At 70.5% G+C, this 18,900-nt stretch carries 16 protein-coding genes; 9 read left to right on the top strand and 7 right to left on the bottom strand.

The annotated features are described in order from the left end of the window. The first annotated feature begins 206 nt into the window (after positions 1 to 206). Together ABZY45_RS18715 and ABZY45_RS18710 are read left to right on the top strand one after the other, a co-directional pair. Complete coding sequence (locus tag ABZY45_RS18715; protein WP_356741264.1) at positions 207 to 1,910, top strand: sigma-70 family RNA polymerase sigma factor; 1,704 nt, start codon at positions 207 to 209, stop codon at positions 1,908 to 1,910. Positions 1,911 to 2,138: 228 nt separating this feature from the next. Then, complete coding sequence (locus ABZY45_RS18710) at positions 2,139 to 3,881, top strand: FUSC family protein (RefSeq protein ID WP_356741625.1); 1,743 nt, start codon at positions 2,139 to 2,141, stop codon at positions 3,879 to 3,881. A 162-nt stretch (positions 3,882 to 4,043) separates the two neighbouring features. On the opposite strand, the gene ABZY45_RS18705 is transcribed toward ABZY45_RS18710, so the two are convergent. The 3 genes from ABZY45_RS18705 to ABZY45_RS18695 all read right to left on the bottom strand — a co-directional run bounded on the left by ABZY45_RS18705 (position 4,044) and on the right by ABZY45_RS18695 (position 6,866). Then, complete coding sequence (locus tag ABZY45_RS18705) at positions 4,044 to 4,385, bottom strand: hypothetical protein (protein ID WP_356741262.1); 342 nt, start codon at positions 4,383 to 4,385, stop codon at positions 4,044 to 4,046. A gap of 36 nt (positions 4,386 to 4,421) precedes the next feature. Further along, a complete protein-coding gene (gene ctaD, locus ABZY45_RS18700) occupies positions 4,422 to 6,152 on the bottom strand; it encodes a cytochrome c oxidase subunit I (protein ID WP_356741260.1) in 1,731 nt (576 codons plus the stop codon). Positions 6,153 to 6,314: 162 nt separating this feature from the next. Beyond that, complete coding sequence (locus ABZY45_RS18695) at positions 6,315 to 6,866, bottom strand: glycoside hydrolase family 25 protein (protein ID WP_356741624.1); 552 nt, start codon at positions 6,864 to 6,866, stop codon at positions 6,315 to 6,317. 187 nt (positions 6,867 to 7,053) lie between these two features. Between ABZY45_RS18695 and ABZY45_RS18690 the strand changes: the two genes are divergently transcribed. Then, positions 7,054 to 7,713: an NAD(P)-binding domain-containing protein gene (locus ABZY45_RS18690; RefSeq protein ID WP_356741258.1), complete on the top strand. Its 660-nt coding sequence runs from the start codon at positions 7,054 to 7,056 to the stop codon at positions 7,711 to 7,713. A 74-nt stretch (positions 7,714 to 7,787) separates the two neighbouring features. Here ABZY45_RS18690 and ABZY45_RS18685 read toward each other — a convergent pair whose 3' ends face one another. Further along, positions 7,788 to 9,140, bottom strand: a complete 1,353-nt coding sequence (locus tag ABZY45_RS18685; protein WP_356741256.1) for a radical SAM protein — start codon at positions 9,138 to 9,140, stop codon at positions 7,788 to 7,790. A gap of 143 nt (positions 9,141 to 9,283) precedes the next feature. On the opposite strand from ABZY45_RS18685, the gene ABZY45_RS18680 reads away from it, so the two are divergent. After that, entirely contained in the window at positions 9,284 to 9,829 is a 546-nt protein-coding gene (locus ABZY45_RS18680; protein WP_356741254.1) for an SRPBCC family protein, read from the top strand. A 172-nt stretch (positions 9,830 to 10,001) separates the two neighbouring features. On the opposite strand, the gene ABZY45_RS18675 is transcribed toward ABZY45_RS18680, so the two are convergent. Further along, positions 10,002 to 10,859: a pentapeptide repeat-containing protein gene (locus tag ABZY45_RS18675; RefSeq protein ID WP_356741253.1), complete on the bottom strand. Its 858-nt coding sequence runs from the start codon at positions 10,857 to 10,859 to the stop codon at positions 10,002 to 10,004. Between the two features lie 130 nt (positions 10,860 to 10,989). Here ABZY45_RS18675 and ABZY45_RS18670 point away from each other — a divergent pair, with 130 nt between their 5' ends. Together ABZY45_RS18670 and ABZY45_RS18665 are read left to right on the top strand one after the other, a co-directional pair. After that, positions 10,990 to 11,469 carry a hypothetical protein gene (locus ABZY45_RS18670; RefSeq protein WP_356741251.1) on the top strand — a complete coding sequence of 160 codons (480 nt, stop codon included), beginning with the start codon at positions 10,990 to 10,992 and terminating at the stop codon, positions 11,467 to 11,469. An 85-nt stretch (positions 11,470 to 11,554) separates the two neighbouring features. Beyond that, positions 11,555 to 11,782, top strand: a complete 228-nt coding sequence (locus ABZY45_RS18665) for a hypothetical protein (protein ID WP_356741249.1) — start codon at positions 11,555 to 11,557, stop codon at positions 11,780 to 11,782. A 77-nt stretch (positions 11,783 to 11,859) separates the two neighbouring features. On the opposite strand, the gene ABZY45_RS18660 is transcribed toward ABZY45_RS18665, so the two are convergent. Then, a complete protein-coding gene (locus tag ABZY45_RS18660) occupies positions 11,860 to 12,618 on the bottom strand; it encodes a metalloregulator ArsR/SmtB family transcription factor (RefSeq protein WP_356741248.1) in 759 nt (252 codons plus the stop codon). Positions 12,619 to 12,830: 212 nt separating this feature from the next. On the opposite strand from ABZY45_RS18660, the gene rhaI reads away from it, so the two are divergent. From rhaI to ABZY45_RS18645, 3 genes are all read left to right on the top strand, one after another. Next, positions 12,831 to 13,997: an L-rhamnose isomerase gene (gene rhaI / locus ABZY45_RS18655; protein ID WP_356741246.1), complete on the top strand. Its 1,167-nt coding sequence runs from the start codon at positions 12,831 to 12,833 to the stop codon at positions 13,995 to 13,997. Between the two features lie 64 nt (positions 13,998 to 14,061). Beyond that, positions 14,062 to 16,107, top strand: a complete 2,046-nt coding sequence (locus ABZY45_RS18650) for a bifunctional aldolase/short-chain dehydrogenase (RefSeq protein WP_356741245.1) — start codon at positions 14,062 to 14,064, stop codon at positions 16,105 to 16,107. An 82-nt stretch (positions 16,108 to 16,189) separates the two neighbouring features. Next, positions 16,190 to 17,671 (top strand): rhamnulokinase family protein, encoded by a 1,482-nt coding sequence (locus tag ABZY45_RS18645; RefSeq protein ID WP_356741244.1) that lies wholly within the window; start codon positions 16,190 to 16,192, stop codon positions 17,669 to 17,671. Between the two features lie 75 nt (positions 17,672 to 17,746). Here ABZY45_RS18645 and ABZY45_RS18640 read toward each other — a convergent pair whose 3' ends face one another. After that, entirely contained in the window at positions 17,747 to 18,805 is a 1,059-nt protein-coding gene (locus ABZY45_RS18640; RefSeq protein ID WP_356741242.1) for an enoyl-CoA hydratase/isomerase family protein, read from the bottom strand. Positions 18,806 to 18,900 lie beyond the last annotated feature (95 nt).

Here is an 18,900-nt window from a genome sequence, read left to right as displayed (position 1 = left end):
AGCGGGCGCCGGTACGCCGGCGCCCGCTGCCCGTGCGCCGGAGCCGGCGGCGTCCCTCACCCCCGCCGCCGGCTCCGGCGTCCGGTGCGTTCGGATCCGGGAACGGATATCGAGCGCATGACCGGATTCCTGTTATTGTCCCCGCCGCACAGCGTCTCCCGAGTGTGGGAAGTGACGGAACAGGATCCCGGAAGAGTGAGCAGAGCATGGGCGAGGCACGCGACACGGCGTTGATCAAGGCCGCGCAGAAGGGCGATCCCGAGGCGCAGGACCGGCTCGTCGCGTCCTACCTGCCGCTCGTCTACAACATCGTCGGCCGGGCACTGAACGGCCACGCGGATGTCGACGACGTCGTGCAGGAGAGCGTGCTGCGCATGCTCCGCGGCCTGCCGTCGCTGCGCACACCGAAGAGCTTCCGGTCCTGGTTCGTGGCCATCACCATGAACGAGATACGGGGGCACCTCCGCGAGCGCGGGAGCGGGCCCGTGTCGGCGGATCCGATGGGAGACACGTACGACGTGGTCGACCCTGCCGCCGACTTCGTCGAGCTGACGATCGTCCGGCTCGGGCTGACGGGGCAGCGGCGCGAGGCCGCCGAGGCGACGAGGTGGCTGGACGACGACGACCGCGCGCTGGTGTCGCTGTGGTGGCTGGAGACCGCCGGGCAGCTGTCCCGGGCCGAGATGGCGAACGCACTTGACCTGTCCCCTCAGCACACCGCTGTACGCGTGCAGAGGATGAAGGAGCGGCTGGAAGCCGCGCGCGTGGTGGTACGCGCGCTGGCGGCGGACCCACGGTGCGTCCTGCTCGAGGACCTGACGGCCGGATGGGACGGAACGCCGTCCGCCCTCTGGCGCAAGCGCCTGGTCCGTCATGCCCGTGAGTGCACGGTGTGCTCCGGGCACCGGTCGGGCCTGGTGCCCGCGGAGGGTCTGCTGGTCGGGCTCGCCCTGGTGCCCGTGGCCGCTTCCCTCGGTGGACCGATGTCCGCGTCACAGCCGATGTCCGCCGCCGGGTTCGCGCCCGCCCGCGAGCCGCACCGGGCCGATGAGCTCTTCCACGCCACGGAGCCGTACTCCGCCGGGGGACCACCGGAAGGGCCGACGACTCCGGCCGCGTTCCTGCCCGATGCCGCCTACGTGTCGGGGCCCGGGCGCGCCGAGCGCCGGCGGGACGGTGCCCGGCGCCGCCGCCGCACCACGGTCCTCGCCGGGCTGGTGGCCGTCGCGGCACTGGGCGGCGGCGGAGCCGCGGTCCATCTCTACACGGACGACGGGGAGGAGGGGCCGGCGACGGCGATCGAGCCCCTCGCGGGTCCCTCCGCCGCGGTGACGACCCCACCGTCCCACTCCGCTTCCCCCTCCCCCTCCCCCTCCCCCACGCCTTCATCGGCCTCACCGACACCGTCGCGAACGGCGTCGCCATCACCGTCCAAGAGCCGGACGGCCTCGGCGGCCCCCGAGAAGGCGCCCGAACCGCGTCCACGGTCCTCCCGGCCGGCCGCCGCGCCGAAGCCCTCGTCCGCCCCCTCGGTGGCAGAAGAAGTCATCGCGCTGGTGAACACCGAACGTGCCAAGGCGGGTTGCGCGTCCGTGAGCGGCAACAGCCTTCTGGCGACCGCCGCCTCGCGTCACTCGGCCGACATGGTGGCGCGGAACTACTTCTCCCACACGTCGTTGGACGGCACGGATCCCGGTGCGCGGATCACCGCCGCCGGCTACCGCTGGAGCACGTACGGCGAGAACATCGCCAAGGGCCAGCAGACGGCCGAGTCGGTGATGGACTCCTGGATGAACAGCGAGGGGCACCGCGCGAACATCCTCAACTGCGCCTTCAAGGAGATCGGGGTCGGCCGGGAGGACTCGTCCAGCGGTCCGGTGTGGACGCAGAACTTCGCCGCGGCGCTGTGACGTCCGGTGCTCCCGCCGGCCGTCACACACCGGAAACACGCCGGTAGCGCCCGCTCCACCTGAAGGATCTAGGCTGAGGCCGCGCCCAGGCCGAAGGCGTCCGCCGGCGAAATGACGTTTCCCCTCGCGGACAGGAGCCTCGTGCACTCCTCTCGTCTTGCCACCCGGGTCCCCCCGTGGCTCGGCCACGTACTGCGGGCCCAGCGTGGTCCGGTCCCGTGGAACGCCGTGCTGCGCGGGGCGCTGGCCGGCGTACCCCTGCTGGTGGCGGTAGTGGCCGGGCAGCCGACCGCCGGCGTCCCCGCTGCGCTCGGCGCCATGCTCGCAGGCATCAACGACCGGCCCGGCAGCCGCCGCGCGGCGGTCACCCGGCTGGGGGTCCCCGCGCTGGCGGGCTCGGGCGGGCTGCTGCTCGGCACCCTGATCGCCTCGGCTGTGGGTGAGGGCCGTTCCCTGGTCCTCCTTCCCCTCGCGTTCGGTTTGCTGGGTCTGGTCGCCGGCGCACTGAGCTCCACAGGGCCCGTCGCGTCGGCGTGCGGTACGCAGGTGATGGTCGCGGTCGTGATCGGCGCCGGAATGCCGCTCCCCGAGCCCGGTCCGGTGCGCGCGCTGCTCTTCCTCGCGGGGGCGAGCTGGCTGCTGCTGCTCCGGTTGCTCCTGCCGTCCGAAGGCAGGAGCGGCAGCGGGCCGTACCGGCTCGACGGGGAGAGGCAGGCCGTCGCCGCCGTGTACGAGGCGGTGGCGCGGCTCCTGCGGGCGACCGGTGGCCCGCATGCCCGTGCCGAGCGCGCGGCGCTGAGCGCCGCGCTCGACCAGGCACAGGACGCACTGGCCGGACCCCGTCTGCGTCGCTACGCCAGTTCGGGGGCCGAGCGGCGTCTCCACGCCCAGTACGCGGCGGCGTTTCCGCTGGCCGAGGCCGCGACCGCCCTGGCCTGGGCCGGAGCCCCGCTGCCCGACCGGATCGCCGAAGGCCCCGGCCGGCTCGCCGCGGCGGTGCGCAGCGGTGGCCCCTGCGGTCCGTTGCCGGCTCCGGCACGGACGGATGCGGGGCTGCGGGCCCTGGACGACGCCCTGCTGAGGGCCGCGTCGGTCTTCGACGGCCCCACCGGTTCACCGCTCGGCGCACGCGGGAAGCGGTCGTCCGCCTCGGTTCCGCGCCGGGCGTGGAGTGCCGCGGGACGCGAGTACGGAGTGCGGGTCGCGTTGTGCTGCGCGACGAGCACGGTCGTCGCGCAGTGGCTCCACCACGACCACTGGTACTGGCTGCCCGCCACGACGGTCTTCCTGGTCAAGCCCGACCTCGGGCCCCTCGCCTCGCGGGTGGTCTGCCGCGCCGTGGGCACCGTCGTGGGCGCTGCGGTCTTCGGTTTCCTGGCCCTGGTGGCATCGGGGCCGTGGCCGCTCTTCGCGGCCGTGGTCCTGTGCGGCGCCCTCCTCCCGGTCGCCACTCGCCACTTCGCCGTGCAGACGGCGGTGGTCACCGTGCTCGTGCTGTCCCTCGTCATGCTGGGCGGGGAGCCCGCCGCCTCCTGGGGCCGTGTGGTGGAGTCCCTTCTCGCGTGTGCGACGGTGCTGATCGTCGGGCATCTCCCGCTGCCGGGACGGCCGGGCCAGGGCGTGCGCGCCGCTCTCGACACGGCGGTGGGAGCGGCGCACCGCTACCTGGGGCACGTCATGGCCGCCCCGCAGGACCATGCCGGGCGGGGGGCGCTGCGCCGCGAGGCCTACCGTTCGCTGGCGGCGGCCCGTACGGCGATCGACCTGTCGGCGGCCGAGCTCCCGGCAGTGGCACGGCACTCCGCCGGTTCCGAAGGTGTCGCGAAGGCCTTGGAGCGGCTCATCGACACGACGACGGCCTGTGCGGTGGAGCTGGGGCACCCCACCGCGGAGCTGCCTCCGTCGCACGCCGAGCTGCTCGCCAGGCATCTGGCCGAGCTGGACCGGGCGTACGCGGCGCCGGTTCGGTGAAGCCGTGCCGCCGCCCGGTCCCGGTGCGTCAGGGAGCACCGCGGGCCGCCGGGCCGAGGCCCGGGGCGATGGGCGTTACCGCGCCCGGCCGGGCATGTGTTCCGCTGTCGCGGCACCGGACGCCGACGCCCGGACCGTGGTCCGGGTACCGGGCGTCCGGGGTCAGCGGCTGATGAGGGTGAGCGCGGCGCAGCCTCCGCCGACGGTCCCCACGGTCAGGACGGACACGGCCACGCAGCGGGCACGGAGCCGGTCGTAGCGTGCGGTGTACTCACCGCGCAGTTCCACGGCCCTGCCGGCGATCCGGGTGAGCATCTCCTTGGAGACGGCCACCCTGTCCGTGACGTAGACGCGCTCGACCTCCTCCCGCTGGGCGGTGGTGAGCCAGGGCAGCGCGTCGGCGAAGCGCCGGGCGTGCCTGCGGGCTTCCTCGACCTCGGCGTTCCAGAGCAGGTATCCCTCGACCTGGGCCAGCCCTCTGGCGCTCTCCTTCTCCGGCTCCACCAGCTCCTCCTCTTCTGGGGCAGTCGTCCCGGATTCCTATTCCTGCTTGTCCCCGGGCGCCACCGTGACGGATTCCTGGGGACGGTTGGCGGACTCCTCGAGTTCACGGATCGAGGGGTAGTGCAGGTCGAATGCCGGCGACTCCGAGCGGATCCGCGGGAGGGTCAGGAAGTTGTGCCGCGGGGGCGGGCACGACGTCGCCCATTCGAGCGAGCGGCCGAATCCCCACGGGTCGTCGACCGCGACCTGCTTTCCGTACTTCGCGGTCTTCCACACGTTGTACAGGAAGGGCAGCATCGACAGGCCCAGCAGGAACGAGGCGATCGTCGAGACGGTGTTCAAGGTGGTGAAGCCGTCGGCGGCGAGGTAGTCCGCGTAACGACGCGGCATGCCCTCGGCACCGAGCCAGTGCTGCACCAGGAAGGTGCCGTGGAAGCCGATGAACAGCATCCAGAACGTCATTTTCCCCAGTCGCTCGTCGAGCATCTTGCCGGTGAACTTCGGCCACCAGAAATGGAATCCGGCGAACATCGCGAAGACCACGGTGCCGAAGACGACGTAGTGGAAGTGCGCCACGACGAAATACGAGTCGGACACGTGGAAGTCCAGCGGCGGTGAGGCGAGGAGTACGCCGGTGAGTCCCCCGAAGAGGAAGGTGACCAGGAATCCGATCGACCAGAGCATGGGGGTTTCCATGGACAGCGACCCCTTCCACATCGTGCCGATCCAGTTGAAGAACTTCACGCCGGTCGGTACGGCGATGAGGAACGTCATGAAGGAGAAGAACGGCAGCAGCACACCGCCGGTGACGTACATGTGATGGGCCCACACCGTGGCCGAAAGACCGGCGATGGCGATCGTCGCGCTGATCAGACCGACATATCCGAAGATCGGCTTCCGGCTGAACACCGGGATCACCTCGGAGACGATGCCGAAGAACGGCAGGGCGATGATGTACACCTCCGGATGGCCGAAGAACCAGAAGAGGTGCTGCCAGAGCAGTGCGCCGCCGTTGGCCGGGTTGAAGATCTGCGCGCCGAATTTGCGGTCCGCCTCCAGGGCGAGCAGTGCGGCGGCGAGGACCGGGAAGGCCAGCAGGACCAGGACACCGGTCAGGAGCACGTTCCAGGTGAAGATCGGCATGCGGAACATCGTCATGCCGGGCGCGCGCATGCAGATGATCGTGGTGATGAAGTTGACCGAACCGAGGATCGTGCCGAAGCCGGAGAAGGCCAGACCCATGATCCAGAGGTCCGCTCCGACACCGGGCGTACGGACCGAGTCCGAGAGCGGGGTGTAGGCGAACCAGCCGAAGTCGGCCGCGCCCTGCGGGGTGAGGAAACCGGACACCGCGATCAGCGAGCCGAAGAGGTACAGCCAGTACGCGAACATGTTCAGCCGCGGGAACGCCACGTCGGGCGCGCCGATCTGCAGCGGCATGATCCAGTTCGCGAAACCGGCGAACAGCGGCGTCGCGAACATCAGCAGCATGATCGTGCCGTGCATCGTGAACGCCTGGTTGAACTGCTCGTTCGAGACCAGCTGATTACCCGGGCGCGCCAGCTCCGCCCGCATGACGAGGGCCAGGACGCCACCGACGATGAAGAAGCCGAACGAGGTGGACAGGTACAGGGTGCCGATCGTCTTGTGGTCGGTGGTGGTGAGCCACCTGATGACCACGTTCCCCGGCTGCCGACGCCGCACAGGCAATTCGTCCTCGTAGGCGGCATCGGCTTCCACCGGTGCTGAGGGGCCCCTCGTCGTCACTGCGGCACTCCTTCGGTCGACGGCCGACTGCTGACTCGGCGACCAGGATGGACTCCCTGCGGCGGTGCCGCAGGTCATCGCCGTACGCACTGCACCAGTGGTTGGGAAAGGACACTCCATTGGCCGATGGCCGGGATGCCGTTGTTGACGGCGGAGCCGCTCTCAGGCTTCGGCCCAGGCGCGCATCGCCTCCCGCGTGGGAAAGTCGGCCACGTCCTTGTCGAGCGGCTCGTCGGTGTACTGGTGAATGAGCCAGTCCGCCTCGATGCGTGGTTCTCCCGCCGTGCCGTAGTCGGCGATCCAGAGCCCGTCACCCGCGTACGAGCTCGTGTCGTGGTCGAGCCAGAAGGAGCGGTTGCAGTACAGCAGGACACGGTGACTCGGCCTCAGCCGTTTCACCTCGCGGATGAAGCGGTCCTTGTCCGCGCTCGTCGCGCGGCTCCCTTCACCGGTCCGCTCCCAGTCGACGGCCAGGAGATCGCCCGCACGCTCGGGGGTTTGGTCGAGGAAATGAGCCGCCTGCTCCTTCGCGTGGCCGGGCCACAGGAAATGGTAGAAACCGATGACGCAGCCGGCGTCCCTGGCGCGTTTGACCTGGCTTTTCAGTTTCGGGTTGACGTAGGAACGGCCTTCGGTGGACTTCACGAAGACGAAATCCAGACCGGCCGTATCGAAGTCGGTCTGGTAGGAGCTGACATCGACACCGTGCAGCACGGGCATCGCCTCCAAGTGGGGCACTGAGATTCCGCTTTCTCTCTCCCATGGGTGCCCGTCCGGAGCGATCCCATCCCCCGCCCGGCTGCGGAACCGATTCAGCGCACCGGAATAGTGTCCGCACCCCGAGGGTTGTTGATCCGGCGAGAGCCTATTTCCCTGACACGCGGCAGCGAAAGGTCTGATCATGAAGATCGGCATCATCGGAGCGGGCAACATCGGCGGCAACCTGACCCGGCGCCTCACCGCGCTCGGGCACGAGGTGTCCGTCGCCAACTCCCGTGGCCCCGAGACGCTCAAGGCACTCGCCGAGGAGACCGGAGCGACGCCGGTCACGTCGGCCGAGGCGGCGCGTGGCGCGGACGTCGTCGTGGTGACCGTGCCGCTCAAGGCGGTCCCCGCCCTGCCCTCAGGGCTCCTCGACGGAGCGGCGGACGGCGTCGCCGTCATCGACACCGGCAACTACTACCCTCAGCAGCGGGACGGCCGAATCGCCGCGATCGAGGACGGCCTGCCGGAGAGCCGGTGGACCGAGCAGCAGATCGGCCATCCTGTGATCAAGGCGTTCAACGGCACGTACGCGCAGGACATCCTCGACAAGGGGCTCCCCCGCGGCGCGGCCGGCCGGCAGGCCCTGCCCGTCGCCGGTGACGACTCGGCCGCGAAGCAGACGGTCCGCGACCTGATCGACGAGCTGGGCTTCGACACCGTCGACGCGGGCGGCATCGACGAGTCCTGGCGCCAGCAGCCGGGGACTCCGGTGTACGGGAACCGTGGTGACGCGGCCGCCATCGAGAAGGCCCTGGCCGAGGCCTCCCCGGAGCGCACCGCCGAGTTCCGCGCCTGAACAGCCGGACGCGCGGGTCCCGGCCCGTCGCGCCGCGCATGTCCGGGGTGCGGCGCGAGGGGGCCGGGGAGGTGTCAGTTCTCGGCCGGAAGGCTGTCCATGAACGAGCTGACGGAGAACACGGCGCGACCCGCGCCCGCCGGACCGTATCCGGGCGGTGAGGAGAGCCCGTACTCCTCCATGGTCGCCCGGTAGGCCTCGAGCAGCCTGATGTGGTACTCCAGCGGCGCACCGTCCGGGTTGGTCCTGCCCAGGGGGGTGGTCGGCTCGGGGCACCAGGTGGTGAAGCGCGGTGTGATGCCGTTCGACATGAAGAAGCGCAGGCCCTCGGTGGTCGAGGCGATGGCCTCGTCGACGGTCTTGAATCCGTGCGGCTCGGCCATCTCCACGCCGGCGACGAAGTTGGGGATCACGTTGCGGGCGCCGAAGACATCCGCCGAGTCCAGGATGCGCCGGTGCCATTCGTCGCGGCCGACGTAGCGTTCCTTGCCCGGGCAGTAGAGCTCGAACAGACGGCGGTCCCACACCTCGTAGTTGGGGTGGTAGATCTGCACGCCGTAGTCGTGGAAGCGCTGGACGTCGGACTTGGGGAGGGCCTGGGCGACGACCTTTCCGGTCCAGCGCCCGGGGAACCGCTCCTCGATGGCCTTGGCGTAGCGGCCGTAGAAGTCGGCCTCGTCCCTCCCCTGGATGTGGGAGGTGATGGCGCCGCCGGTGAGCGTGTACGCCGTGGTCGTCCTCGCCGTGTCGTGGCGGTCGATGATCTCCAGGGCCTCCAAAACCTCGTCGACGTCCTTCACGCCCGTGTAGGGGCGGCCTGCCGCCTTGTGCTGGCGCCAGTTGTGGTTGATGTCGCAGTACTGGCACTCCTCCTTGGCACCGAAGTACTGGCAGACCCGGAACACCGTGAGGTAGATCAGATATCCCCACTGGATGGTGGGGGCGACCTCCATGACGGACTTGCCGTTCTCCAGGGTGTGACGGTAGTAGTCCGGCATCGGGGGCAGACCCACGTCGGAGATGCGTGCGCCGTCGAGATAGAGGCCCAGTACGCCGTCGGGCCCGGCGGCAACGCGGTACGGCGAGGCCGGGTTGACCCGGACGGACACCACCGTGCGGCGCAGGTCGTACGGGCCGCCCGTGAGCACGATCTCCTCGGGCGGCCTGCGCAGGGCGGCGGCTCCGAGCTCGGGCAGGGTGCCGTGGTCGAAGGAGAAGATGAAGTACGACTTCGGTTTGACGTCGCCGTGTTCGTTGTCACTGAGCGCCGACTCGTCGAACGCCATACCGCCGCGCAGCAGGTCCTCCTTGAGCACCGCCTCTCTCGGCACATGGGGGAACCGCTCCATGAGCCGCTCGACCAGACGCGTCCGTTCCCCGGCGGGCGGGGTGGTGCGGGTGGGTCCGAGCTGGATGTGGCTGGGCATGGACGGGCTCCTCGGGTCCGGTGTCCTGGTCACGACCGTGTGTACGACACACTGTCCAACGAACCAGCATCGCCGAGCGTTCGCACGTGATCCGTCGGGCTTCCGCCGGACGCCCCGGCGACAGAGGACGAGGAGTACCGCTCATGCCCCGCACCATGTCCGTGTCGGACAGCGTCCTGATCCGGGCGGCACCGTCGGCCGTGTACGAGCGGTTGAGCGACCCCACCGCGATGGGGCGCTGGAGTCCGGAGAACCTGGGCGCACGTGTGATCGGCGGGCGCCGGGACGCTCATGTGGGCATGGTCTTCGAGGGCCGCAACAAGCGCGGGCCCTTCCGCTGGACGACCAGGTGCACGGTGACCGCCGCCGATCCTGGCCTGCGGTTCGCCTTTCGCGTACACGCGATAGGTGTACGCCGTCCTTTGCTGTCCGGTCCCATCGCGCTGTGGGAGTACCGCTTGGAGGCGGTCGACGGGCGCACCCGGGTGACCGAGACCTGGACTGACCACAGGCGGGCATGGCCTGACCCGCTCGCCAACGCCTTCGACCGCTTCGCGACGCGGGGCCACACGTTCGCGGAGTTCCAGCGTGTGAACATCCGCACGACCTTGGAGCGCCTGAAGGCCGCGCTGGAGCACGAGGACGCGGGAGCGACCGGGTGTGACGAGGACGGTCCCGGTCCTGGGTGAGGAGTGGGCCGGGATGGAGCTGGACATGGATGCTTCGCCGCGGCCGGCTGGGGGCCGCACGGGGAGCACCGTCGTGCCGGGGGTGTACGGCTGGTCACACCGGCGGAGCTCGGCGACGGCCCCGCGCAGCGACGCCGTCGAGGGAGCGAACTCATGGCGAGCGCGGCGGTGTTCACGCCGCGCCGGGCCCGGCCGCGTCCCAGTGCGCCGGCCGGGTCAGGGACGGCGGCAGTCGCGTGGCGGCGTTGCCCTTCGCGGCGTTCAGCTGGGCCTGGGTGAGGTAGACGGCTCCGGTGAGGTCGGCGCCGGACAGGTCGGCGTCACGGAGATCCGCGCCGATGAGCTCCGCGGAACGTAGATCGGCTCCGCTCAGATCTGCCGCGATGAGGTAGGCCCCGCGGAGTTCGGCGCCCCGCAGGTCGGCGCCGGAGAGCTTGGCCCCGATGAGGTCGGCGCCCCGGTGGCTGCGCTTCGTGCGCCGGGGGAGGGTGGCGCGTTCGAGTGCGGCGGCGCGCAGCAGCAGTGGCGCCACCTTGTCGCGGTGTGCGGACACGTCGAGCTCCGCGAGTCGACCGGCGGGGAGGCGGGTGAGGCGTTCCGTGTCGTCGAGTGCTGCGCGGAGTTCGGCGGCGAGAGGGCTCGCGGCCGACAGGGAGAGCGCCTCGGTCAGATACCAGAGCAGTTCGTGCAGTTGACGCATGACCGGGAAGACCTGGAACATCTCCTGGGCCGCCGCCCCGCCCGAGCGCCAGTCCGTCCCGGAACAGGTGTCCTGGGAGACCTTCTGGCCCGCCCCGAAGCAGTCGTACACCGTGCAGCCGACGAAGCCGTCCGAGCGCAGACGGGTGTGTATGCCGCAGCGGAAGTCGTCAGCGAGGTTGGGGCAGGGTGTGCCCGCGTCCTTGTCGATCGCGAAGTCCGCGGAGGCGGTGAGCGTCAGGGCGACGCAGCACAGCCCGGCGCAGTTCGCACAGTCTGCCCGCAGGGCAGCCCGATCGGTGACGGGTGCGGTCGGGTGGTTGTCGGGCACGTGCGCGGTTCCTCCGTCGTGTGCGGTTGCAGCCGAGTTTATCGGTGTGGGGGCACAGCTGGTGCGGCCATTGTCGGTGGGCGGGCGCACACTTGAGCCCTTGGACTCGGCATCGGCGAAGGGGCAGGACGTGAGCGTTGCGCAGGAAGGGGGGTTCGAGCCCGCGACGGGCGACGGCCCGGCAACTTCCCTGCCGCCGGGCGTGCGTGCCGGGGAGGTGCGGACCGCGTTCGAGGGGATGCTCCAGATCAGACGGCTGACCCGTGCGGGCACCGCGGATCCCGAGGGGCAGCCGGCCGCGTGGGAGTTGAACAGGCCGGTGCGGGCCGTGGCGCTCGCGCTGGAGGCCGCGGGCGTCTCGCCCTCCGCCGTGGGCCCGTCCGGGGAGCGGACGGCCACGGGTTACCGGGTCCGCGCGGGCGAAGCGGCCGGCTCGGTGCGGGTCGAGTGGACCGGGCCGCCGGGCAGCGGGGCCGCACATGGCGAGGAGGAGGCGCTGACCGGGTGCGTGTCGGTGCTGCGACGGCTGGGCTGGACGGCTCTGCTGTACCGGGGGCCGCGCCGACGCCGGTTCGTCGAGGTCGAAGCTCCGCCCGCGGAACGTTCCTGAGCGCCCCTCCGCATCGCCCCGGGTGCGTTGTCAGACCCATGAGAGATGCTTGACGGTCCGACACCTCTGACGGGGAGATGCTGAGATGCACCAAGCAGAAATCGCCGCGGCCCAGGCGTATGTCCGTTTACTGGCGGCCACACGCGCCGCCCTCGCCGATCCGGCGGATGCCCCGCTCTACATGCCGCTGCTCGCCTCCCCGATCCAGGAGGCGGACGAGGCCCTGCGGAGTGCGGGCCTCTCGGGCAACGAGGACCGGTTCTTCGCTCTCGTACGGCAGTTGCAGCCGAGCCTGAGCGGTTCCGGTCGCTGACTCGCGCGCACGGCGGGCGCCGCGCACGGGGCCGTACGCCCCGGCGAGGCGCCCGCCGCCGCGGAGCGCAAATCCGGCTACCGGTCGCTGTACATGAGCGAGCCGGGCGTGGTGAGGAGTTCGCCCGTCTCCAGCCAGGTCTTCAGGCCGGAGAGGATCATCGGCCAACCGCCGTACAGCTCCTCGTTGGCACCCTCGCGCAGCTCGTCGTGGGTGACGGTGAGCCGGCAGGAGTCACCGACGGGCTCGATCTCCCAGGTGATCCGGCTCGGCCCCTCAGCGCGCACCTCGTCGCTCCAGAGGGCGACCATGCTCTGCACGAGCCTGCGCGGCGGATCCACCACCAGGTTCTGGCCCTCACCGAGCGGCCCGGGTGCGCCAGGCGCTCCCATCTCGAAGCGTGAGCCCTCGGTCCAGTCGGAGGTGACGCGGGCTCCGAAGTTGTACTTGCTCCTGATCTCGGGGTCGGTGATCGCCTCCCAGAGTCGCTCGGGGGTGGTGCGGATGTAGATCTCGAAGACCTTCTCCATGACATTCTCCAGTCGGCTCTTGAGCTCGCTGAGCCCGGCGGCCCAGGGCTCCGCGTACTTGCTGACCCACCGGTCGTGGACGAGCCGGATGGGCACCGGGTTCAGGAAGTGCAGCTTCTCCCGCCCCCGGCGTCGCGTGACGACCAGCCCTGCCGCCTCCAGCAGCTTGAGGTGTTTCATCACCGCGAAACGCGTGATGTCGAAACGGGACTCCAGCGCACTCAGTGTCTGCCCGTCCTCGCGGAAGAGCTCGTCGAGCAGACTGCGCCGCGTCGGGTCGGCCAGGGCCTTGAACACCTCGTCCATACACCCAAAATAGGTGACCTTTCGGTCACATGTCAATGCCTACAAGACCACCGGAAGCCCCTCATCAGGGGCGATGAATTGATTCAAGTCAGGAAGAAACTTGCCTAGCTGCTTGACTGGCAGCATGGCCCAAACCTAGCGTACGTTCCGGATGAAACGATTCACATCCCGATCCTGACCGGTCGCCGGATGACTCTGCTTACGAGGTGTTCATGTCTGATGTGTCGGCCGTCAAGGCAGCTCTGAAGTCTCAGGTCATCGAGACGCCGTCCTGGGGTTACGGCAACTCCGGGACCCGCTTCAAGGTCTTCGCCCAGCCCGGTGTCCCCCGTGACCCGTTCGAGAAACTGGCGGACGCGGCGCAGGTGAACGCGTACACGGGCGTCGCGCCGAAGGTCTCGCTGCACATACCGTGGGACAGGGTCGAGGACTACGCGGCGCTGACCCGCCACGCCGAAGAACTCGGACTGCGGATCGGCGCGATCAACTCCAACGTCTTCCAGGACGACGACTTCAAGCTGGGTTCCGTCACCCACCCGGACCCGAAGGTCCGCCGCAAGGCTGTCGATCATCTGCTCGAGTGCGTCGACATCATGGATGCCACCGGCTCGCCCGATCTCAAGCTCTGGTTCTCGGACGGCACCAACTATCCCGGCCAGGACGACATCGCGGGCCGCCAGGACCGGCTGGCCGAGGCGCTGGCCGAGGTCCACGACCGGCTCGGTGACGACCAGCGCATGCTCCTGGAGTACAAGCTCTTCGAGCCCGCGTTCTACACCACCGACGTCCCCGACTGGGGCACCGCCTACGCCCACTGCCTCAAGCTCGGCCCGAAGGCCCAGGTCGTCGTGGACACCGGTCACCACGCACCGGGCACGAACATCGAGTTCATCGTCGCGTTCCTGCTGCGCGAGGGGAAGCTCGGCGCGTTCGACTTCAACTCCCGCTTCTACGCGGACGACGACCTCATGGCGGGCGCCGCCGACCCGTTCCAGCTGTTCCGGATCATGCACGAGGTGGCGAGGAACGGCGGCTTGAAGGCCGAGACCAACGTCAATTTCATGCTCGATCAGTGTCACAACATCGAGGCCAAGATCCCGGCGGTCATCCGCTCGGTGACCAACGTCCAGGAAGCCACCGCGAAGGCGCTGCTGATCGACGTCGAGGCGCTGACCGCCGCGCAGCGCTCCGGCGACGTCCTCGCCGCCAACGGCGTGCTGATGGACGCCTTCAACACCGACGTCCGGCCGCTGCTCGCCGAGGTACGCGAGGAGCTCGGTCTGGCCCGGGACCCGTTCGCAGCCTACCTGGCCTCCGGCAACCAGGAGCGCATCGCCTCCGACCGCGTCGGCGGAGAGCAGGCGGGCTGGGGCGCCTGAGCGCCGCTCCCCCGCCGTACGTCCCGCACCCGCCCTTCCCTCTTCTCTTCCCGAAGGAACCCTCATGACGTCCGCGACGCACGCAGAAGTCGCCGCGCTCCTGGAGCGCGCCCACCGGATCGGCTCCGACCCGCGCAACACCAACTACGCCGGGGGCAACACGTCTGCCAAGGCCGCGGAGACCGATCCGGTCACCGGCGGCGAGGCCGAACTGCTCTGGGTCAAGGGCTCGGGCGGCGACCTCGGCACGCTGACCGAGGCCGGCCTCGCCGTGCTCCGGCTGGACCGGGTGCGCGCGCTCAAGGACGTGTATCCCGGGGTGGAACGCGAGGACGAGATGGTGTCCGCGTTCGACTACTGCCTCCACGGCAAGGGAGGTGCCGCTCCCTCCATCGACACCGCGATGCACGCTCTCGTCGAGGCCGCGCACGTCGACCATCTCCACCCGGATTCCGGCATCGCGCTGGCGTGCGCCGCCGACGGCGAGAAACTGACGGCCGAGTGCTACGGCGACAAGGTGGCCTGGGTGGGCTGGCGCCGGCCCGGCTTCCAGCTCGGTCTCGACATCGCGGCCGTCAAGGAGGCCAACCCGCAGGCAGTCGGAGTGATCCTGGGCGGTCACGGCATCACGGCCTGGGGCGACACGTCCGAGGAGTGCGAACGCAACGCCCTGTGGATGATCCGCACCGCCGAGACGTTCCTGGAGGAGCGGGGCAAGGCGGAGCCGTTCGGTCCGGTGCTCCCCGGACGGGAGGCCCTCGACGCCGAGGCGCGGCACGAACGGGCAGCGGCCCTCGCCCCCGTGATCCGCGGCCTCGCGTCCACGGACCGTCCTCAGGTGGGCCACTTCACCGACGCCGCACCCGTGCTGGACTTCCTCGCACGTGCCGAGCACCCGCGCCTCGCCGCACTCGGGACGTCCTGCCCGGACCACTTCCTCCGTACGAAGGTCAGCCCGCTGGTCCTCGACCTGCCGGCGGACGCGCCGCTGGAGGAAGCCGTGTCCCGGCTCCGGGTGCTCCACGAGGAGTACCGCGACGCCTACCGCGCCTACTACGAGCGCCACGCCACCCCCGGCTCCCCCGCGATGCGTGGAGCGGATCCTGCGATCGTGCTGGTCCCCGGTGTCGGCATGTTCTCCTTCGGCAAGGACAAGCAGACCGCCCGGGTCGCGGCGGAGTTCTACCTGAACGCCGTCAACGTGATGCGGGGCGCCGAGGCGGTGTCCTCGTACGCACCGATCGAGGAGTCCGAGAAGTTCCGCATCGAGTACTGGGAGCTGGAGGAGGCCAAGCTCCGCCGGATGCCGCAGCCGAAGGCGCTGGCCACCCGGGTCGCCCTGGTCACGGGCGCGGGGTCGGGCATCGGCAAGGCCATCGCGCACCGGCTCGTCGCGGAGGGCGCCTGCGTCGTCGTCGCCGACCTCGACGCAACGAACGCCCAGGCCGTGGCCGAGGATCTCGGCGGGCCGGACAAGGCCGTCGCGGTGACCGTCGACGTCACGTCGGAGGAGCAGATCGCCGAGGCGTTCAAAGCCGCGGCCCTCGCTTTCGGCGGCGTGGATCTGGTCGTGAACAACGCCGGGATCTCCATCTCCAAGCCGCTCCTGGAGACCACGGCCCAGGACTGGGACCTCCAGCACGACATCATGGCGCGCGGATCGTTCCTGGTGTCCAGGGAGGCCGCGCGGATGATGCGCGCGCAGGGCCTCGGCGGAGACATCGTCTACATCGCGTCCAAGAACGCCGTGTTCGCGGGCCCGAACAACATCGCGTACTCCGCCACGAAGGCCGATCAGGCGCATCAGGTACGGCTGCTGGCGGCCGAGCTCGGCGAGCACGGCATCCGGGTCAACGGGGTGAACCCCGACGGGGTGGTCCGGGGCTCCGGAATCTTCGCGGCCGGGTGGGGCGCCCAGCGCGCCGCGACGTACGGCATCGAGGAGGAGAAGCTCGGCGAGTTCTACGCCCAGCGCACGATCCTCAAGCGGGAGGTGCTTCCCGAGCATGTCGCCAACGCGGTCTTCGCGCTGACCGGTGGAGACCTCACCCACACCACCGGCCTCCACATCCCCGTGGACGCCGGTGTGGCGGCGGCCTTCCTCCGCTGACCACGTGTCACCGCGCCGCGCCCCGGGTGCTGTTCCTCGAACGCGCCGGGGCGCGGCTCCGTCCTGATCGGATGAGAGTTCCATGTCTGCGACTTCACGACACGACCCGGTGTTCGCCGCGGTGGACCTGGGCGCCACCAGCGGCCGGGTGATCACCGGCAGGGTCGGTCCGGACGAGCTGGTGCTGAACGAGACGCACCGCTTCGCCAACACCCCGGTCCGGCTCCCCGACGGGCTGCGCTGGGACGTGCTCGCCCTGTACCAGGGGATGCTGGACGGATTGCGCGCCGCGGCGCGGGGCGGTCCGGTCACCTCGGTGGGCATCGACACCTGGGCCGTGGACTACGGTCTCCTGGACGCCGACGGTTCGCTCCTCGGGGTGCCGTTCCACTACCGCGACAGCCGCAACACCGCCGCCGCCGAGGAGGTGCTCGCCGGGGTCTCCGCGAAGGAGCTGTACGGGGTCAGCGGTTTGCAGCACCTGCCGTTCAACACGGTCTTCCAGCTCGCCGCCCAGCGTTCGACCGCTCAGTTGGCTGCCGCACGCACGCTCCTGCTGATGCCCGATCTGCTGGTGTACTGGCTGACCGGGGCTGTGGGCGCGGAGATGACCAACGCTTCGACGACCGGTCTGCTCGACGCCCGTACCGGCGCCTGGTCCGACGCCCTGATCGAACGACTGGGACTGGAACGTTCGCTCTTCCCCCAGCTGCGCGAACCGGGCGAGCGGGCGGGAGCCCTGCTGCCGCACGTGGCGGAGTACACCGGCCTCCCCGTCGGTACGCCGGTGACGACGGTCGCCTCGCACGACACCGCGTCCGCCGTGGCCGCGGTCCCCGCGGCGGAGCCGGGATTCGCCTATGTGTCGTGCGGTACCTGGTCGCTGGCCGGTCTGGAACTGGACGCGCCGGTGCTGACGGAGGAGTCCCGGGCTGCGAACTTCACCAACGAGCGCGGGGTCGACGGCACCGTACGGTATCTGCGCAACATCATGGGGATGTGGCTGCTGGAGGAGTGCAGGCGTACGTGGGACCGCGACGGTACGCCGACGAGTCTGCCGGGCCTGCTGGCGGAAGCAGCCCGTGCCAGGCCCTTCGCCGCAGTGATCGACCCGGACGATCCCGTGTTCCTGGCGCCGGGCGACATGCCGGCGCGGATCGATGCCGCCCTCGCCAGGACGGGGCAGACCTCGCCTGACGGCCGTGGCGGATACGTGCGGTGCGTCCTGGAGAGCCTGGCTCTGGCGCACCGGCGCACGCTGCGCGAGGCCGCGCGGCTGGCCGGTCGCGAGCTGACCCGGATCCACCTCGTCGGCGGAGGGTCGCGGAACGAACTGCTCTGCCAGTGGACGGCGGACGCGACCGGTCTGCCCGTCACCGCGGGTCCCGCGGAGGCCACGGCTCTCGGGAATGTGCTGGTACAGGCCCGGGCGCACGGGCTGGTGGGCGGACTCGCGGACATGCGGCGGCTCGTCGCACGCACCCAGGACCTGCGTCACTACCTGCCGCGGGGGGACGTGGGGGCCTGGGACAGGGCCGCGGACCGGCTGGGCATCCGCGTATGACCGCGCGCGCCGGGTGGTCCGAGGGCGCCCGGGCATCAGCCTGGGCGACCCGCGCCCTCCGCGACGGGTCCCTCCTCAGCGGGAGACCAGGCCGAGCTCCTGGTCGCCGAGCGGCTCGAAGTGACGGGCGACCTCCGCAGCGGTGACGTCACCGTGCTCGGAGGGGTTCCATCGCGGGCTGCGGTCCTTGTCGATGATGCGTGCGCGGACGCCTTCCACCAGGTCGGGTCCCGTGAATGCCCGGCAGGAGACACGGAACTCCTGGTCGAGGACCGCTTCGAGACTGCCGAGCCGCCCGGCGCGGCGTACGGCGGCCAACGTGACCTTGAGTGCCGTGGGTGAGAGGGTCCGGAGCGCGGCGGCGGTCTCCTCGGCGGCCGGCACACCGCTCTTCAGCAGCCGTTCGATGATCTCCTCGACGGTGTCCGCCGCGTAACAGTCGTCGATCCAGACGCGCTGCTCGGCGAGTTCCCCTCCGGGGGCCTCGGTCGCGTAACGCCCCACGGTCTCCGTCACCTCGCCCGCGGTGGTGCTGCGGGACAGGTCGCGAACGAGGTCGTCGAGGTGGTGGGAGGGGACGAAGTGGTCGGCCAGTCCGCACAGGATGGCGTCCGCCGCGTCCACGGCACGGCCGGTGAGGGCCAGGTGCACACCGAGCTCGCCGGGCGCCGATGCGAGCAGACGGGTGCCGCCCACGTCCGGGACGAAACCGATGCCGGTCTCGGGCATCGCGACACGTGAGCGCTCGGTCACGATGCGCACGTCCCCGTGGGCGGAGACGCCCACTCCGCCGCCCATGACGATGCCGTCCATCAGCGCGACGTACGGCTTCGGGAAGCGCGCGATCTGCGCGTTGAGCCGGTACTCGTCACGCCAGAAGTCGACGGAGGCACGGCGGCCCGCGCGGGCGTCCTCGTAGATCGAACGGATGTCTCCGCCGGCACAGAGACCCCGCTCGCCCGCTCCCCTGATCAGGACGGCCGTGACCGACTCCTCGCCGGCGGCCCGGGTGAGCGCTTCCCCGATGCCGCGCACCATGGGGTGGGTGAGCGCGTTCAGCGCTCGGGGACGGTTGAGGGTGATGTGCAGGACGTGGCCCTCGGTGTGCAGCAGGACGGGCTCGTCGTCGTTCATGGGTGCGCTCCGGTCGGCCGTGGACGATCTCTGCGCGCCATTGTGCGACGGCGGTCCTGGGGGCTCCGCGCCGGGTCCGTCGGCACGACCGCTGT

It is taken from the genome of Streptomyces sp. NPDC006516 (genome assembly GCF_040611875.1).
Classification (GTDB): Bacteria; Actinomycetota; Actinomycetes; order Streptomycetales; family Streptomycetaceae; genus Streptomyces.
Note: the sequence above shows the minus strand (reverse complement) of the source record. Positions and strands in the feature narration are given on the sequence as shown.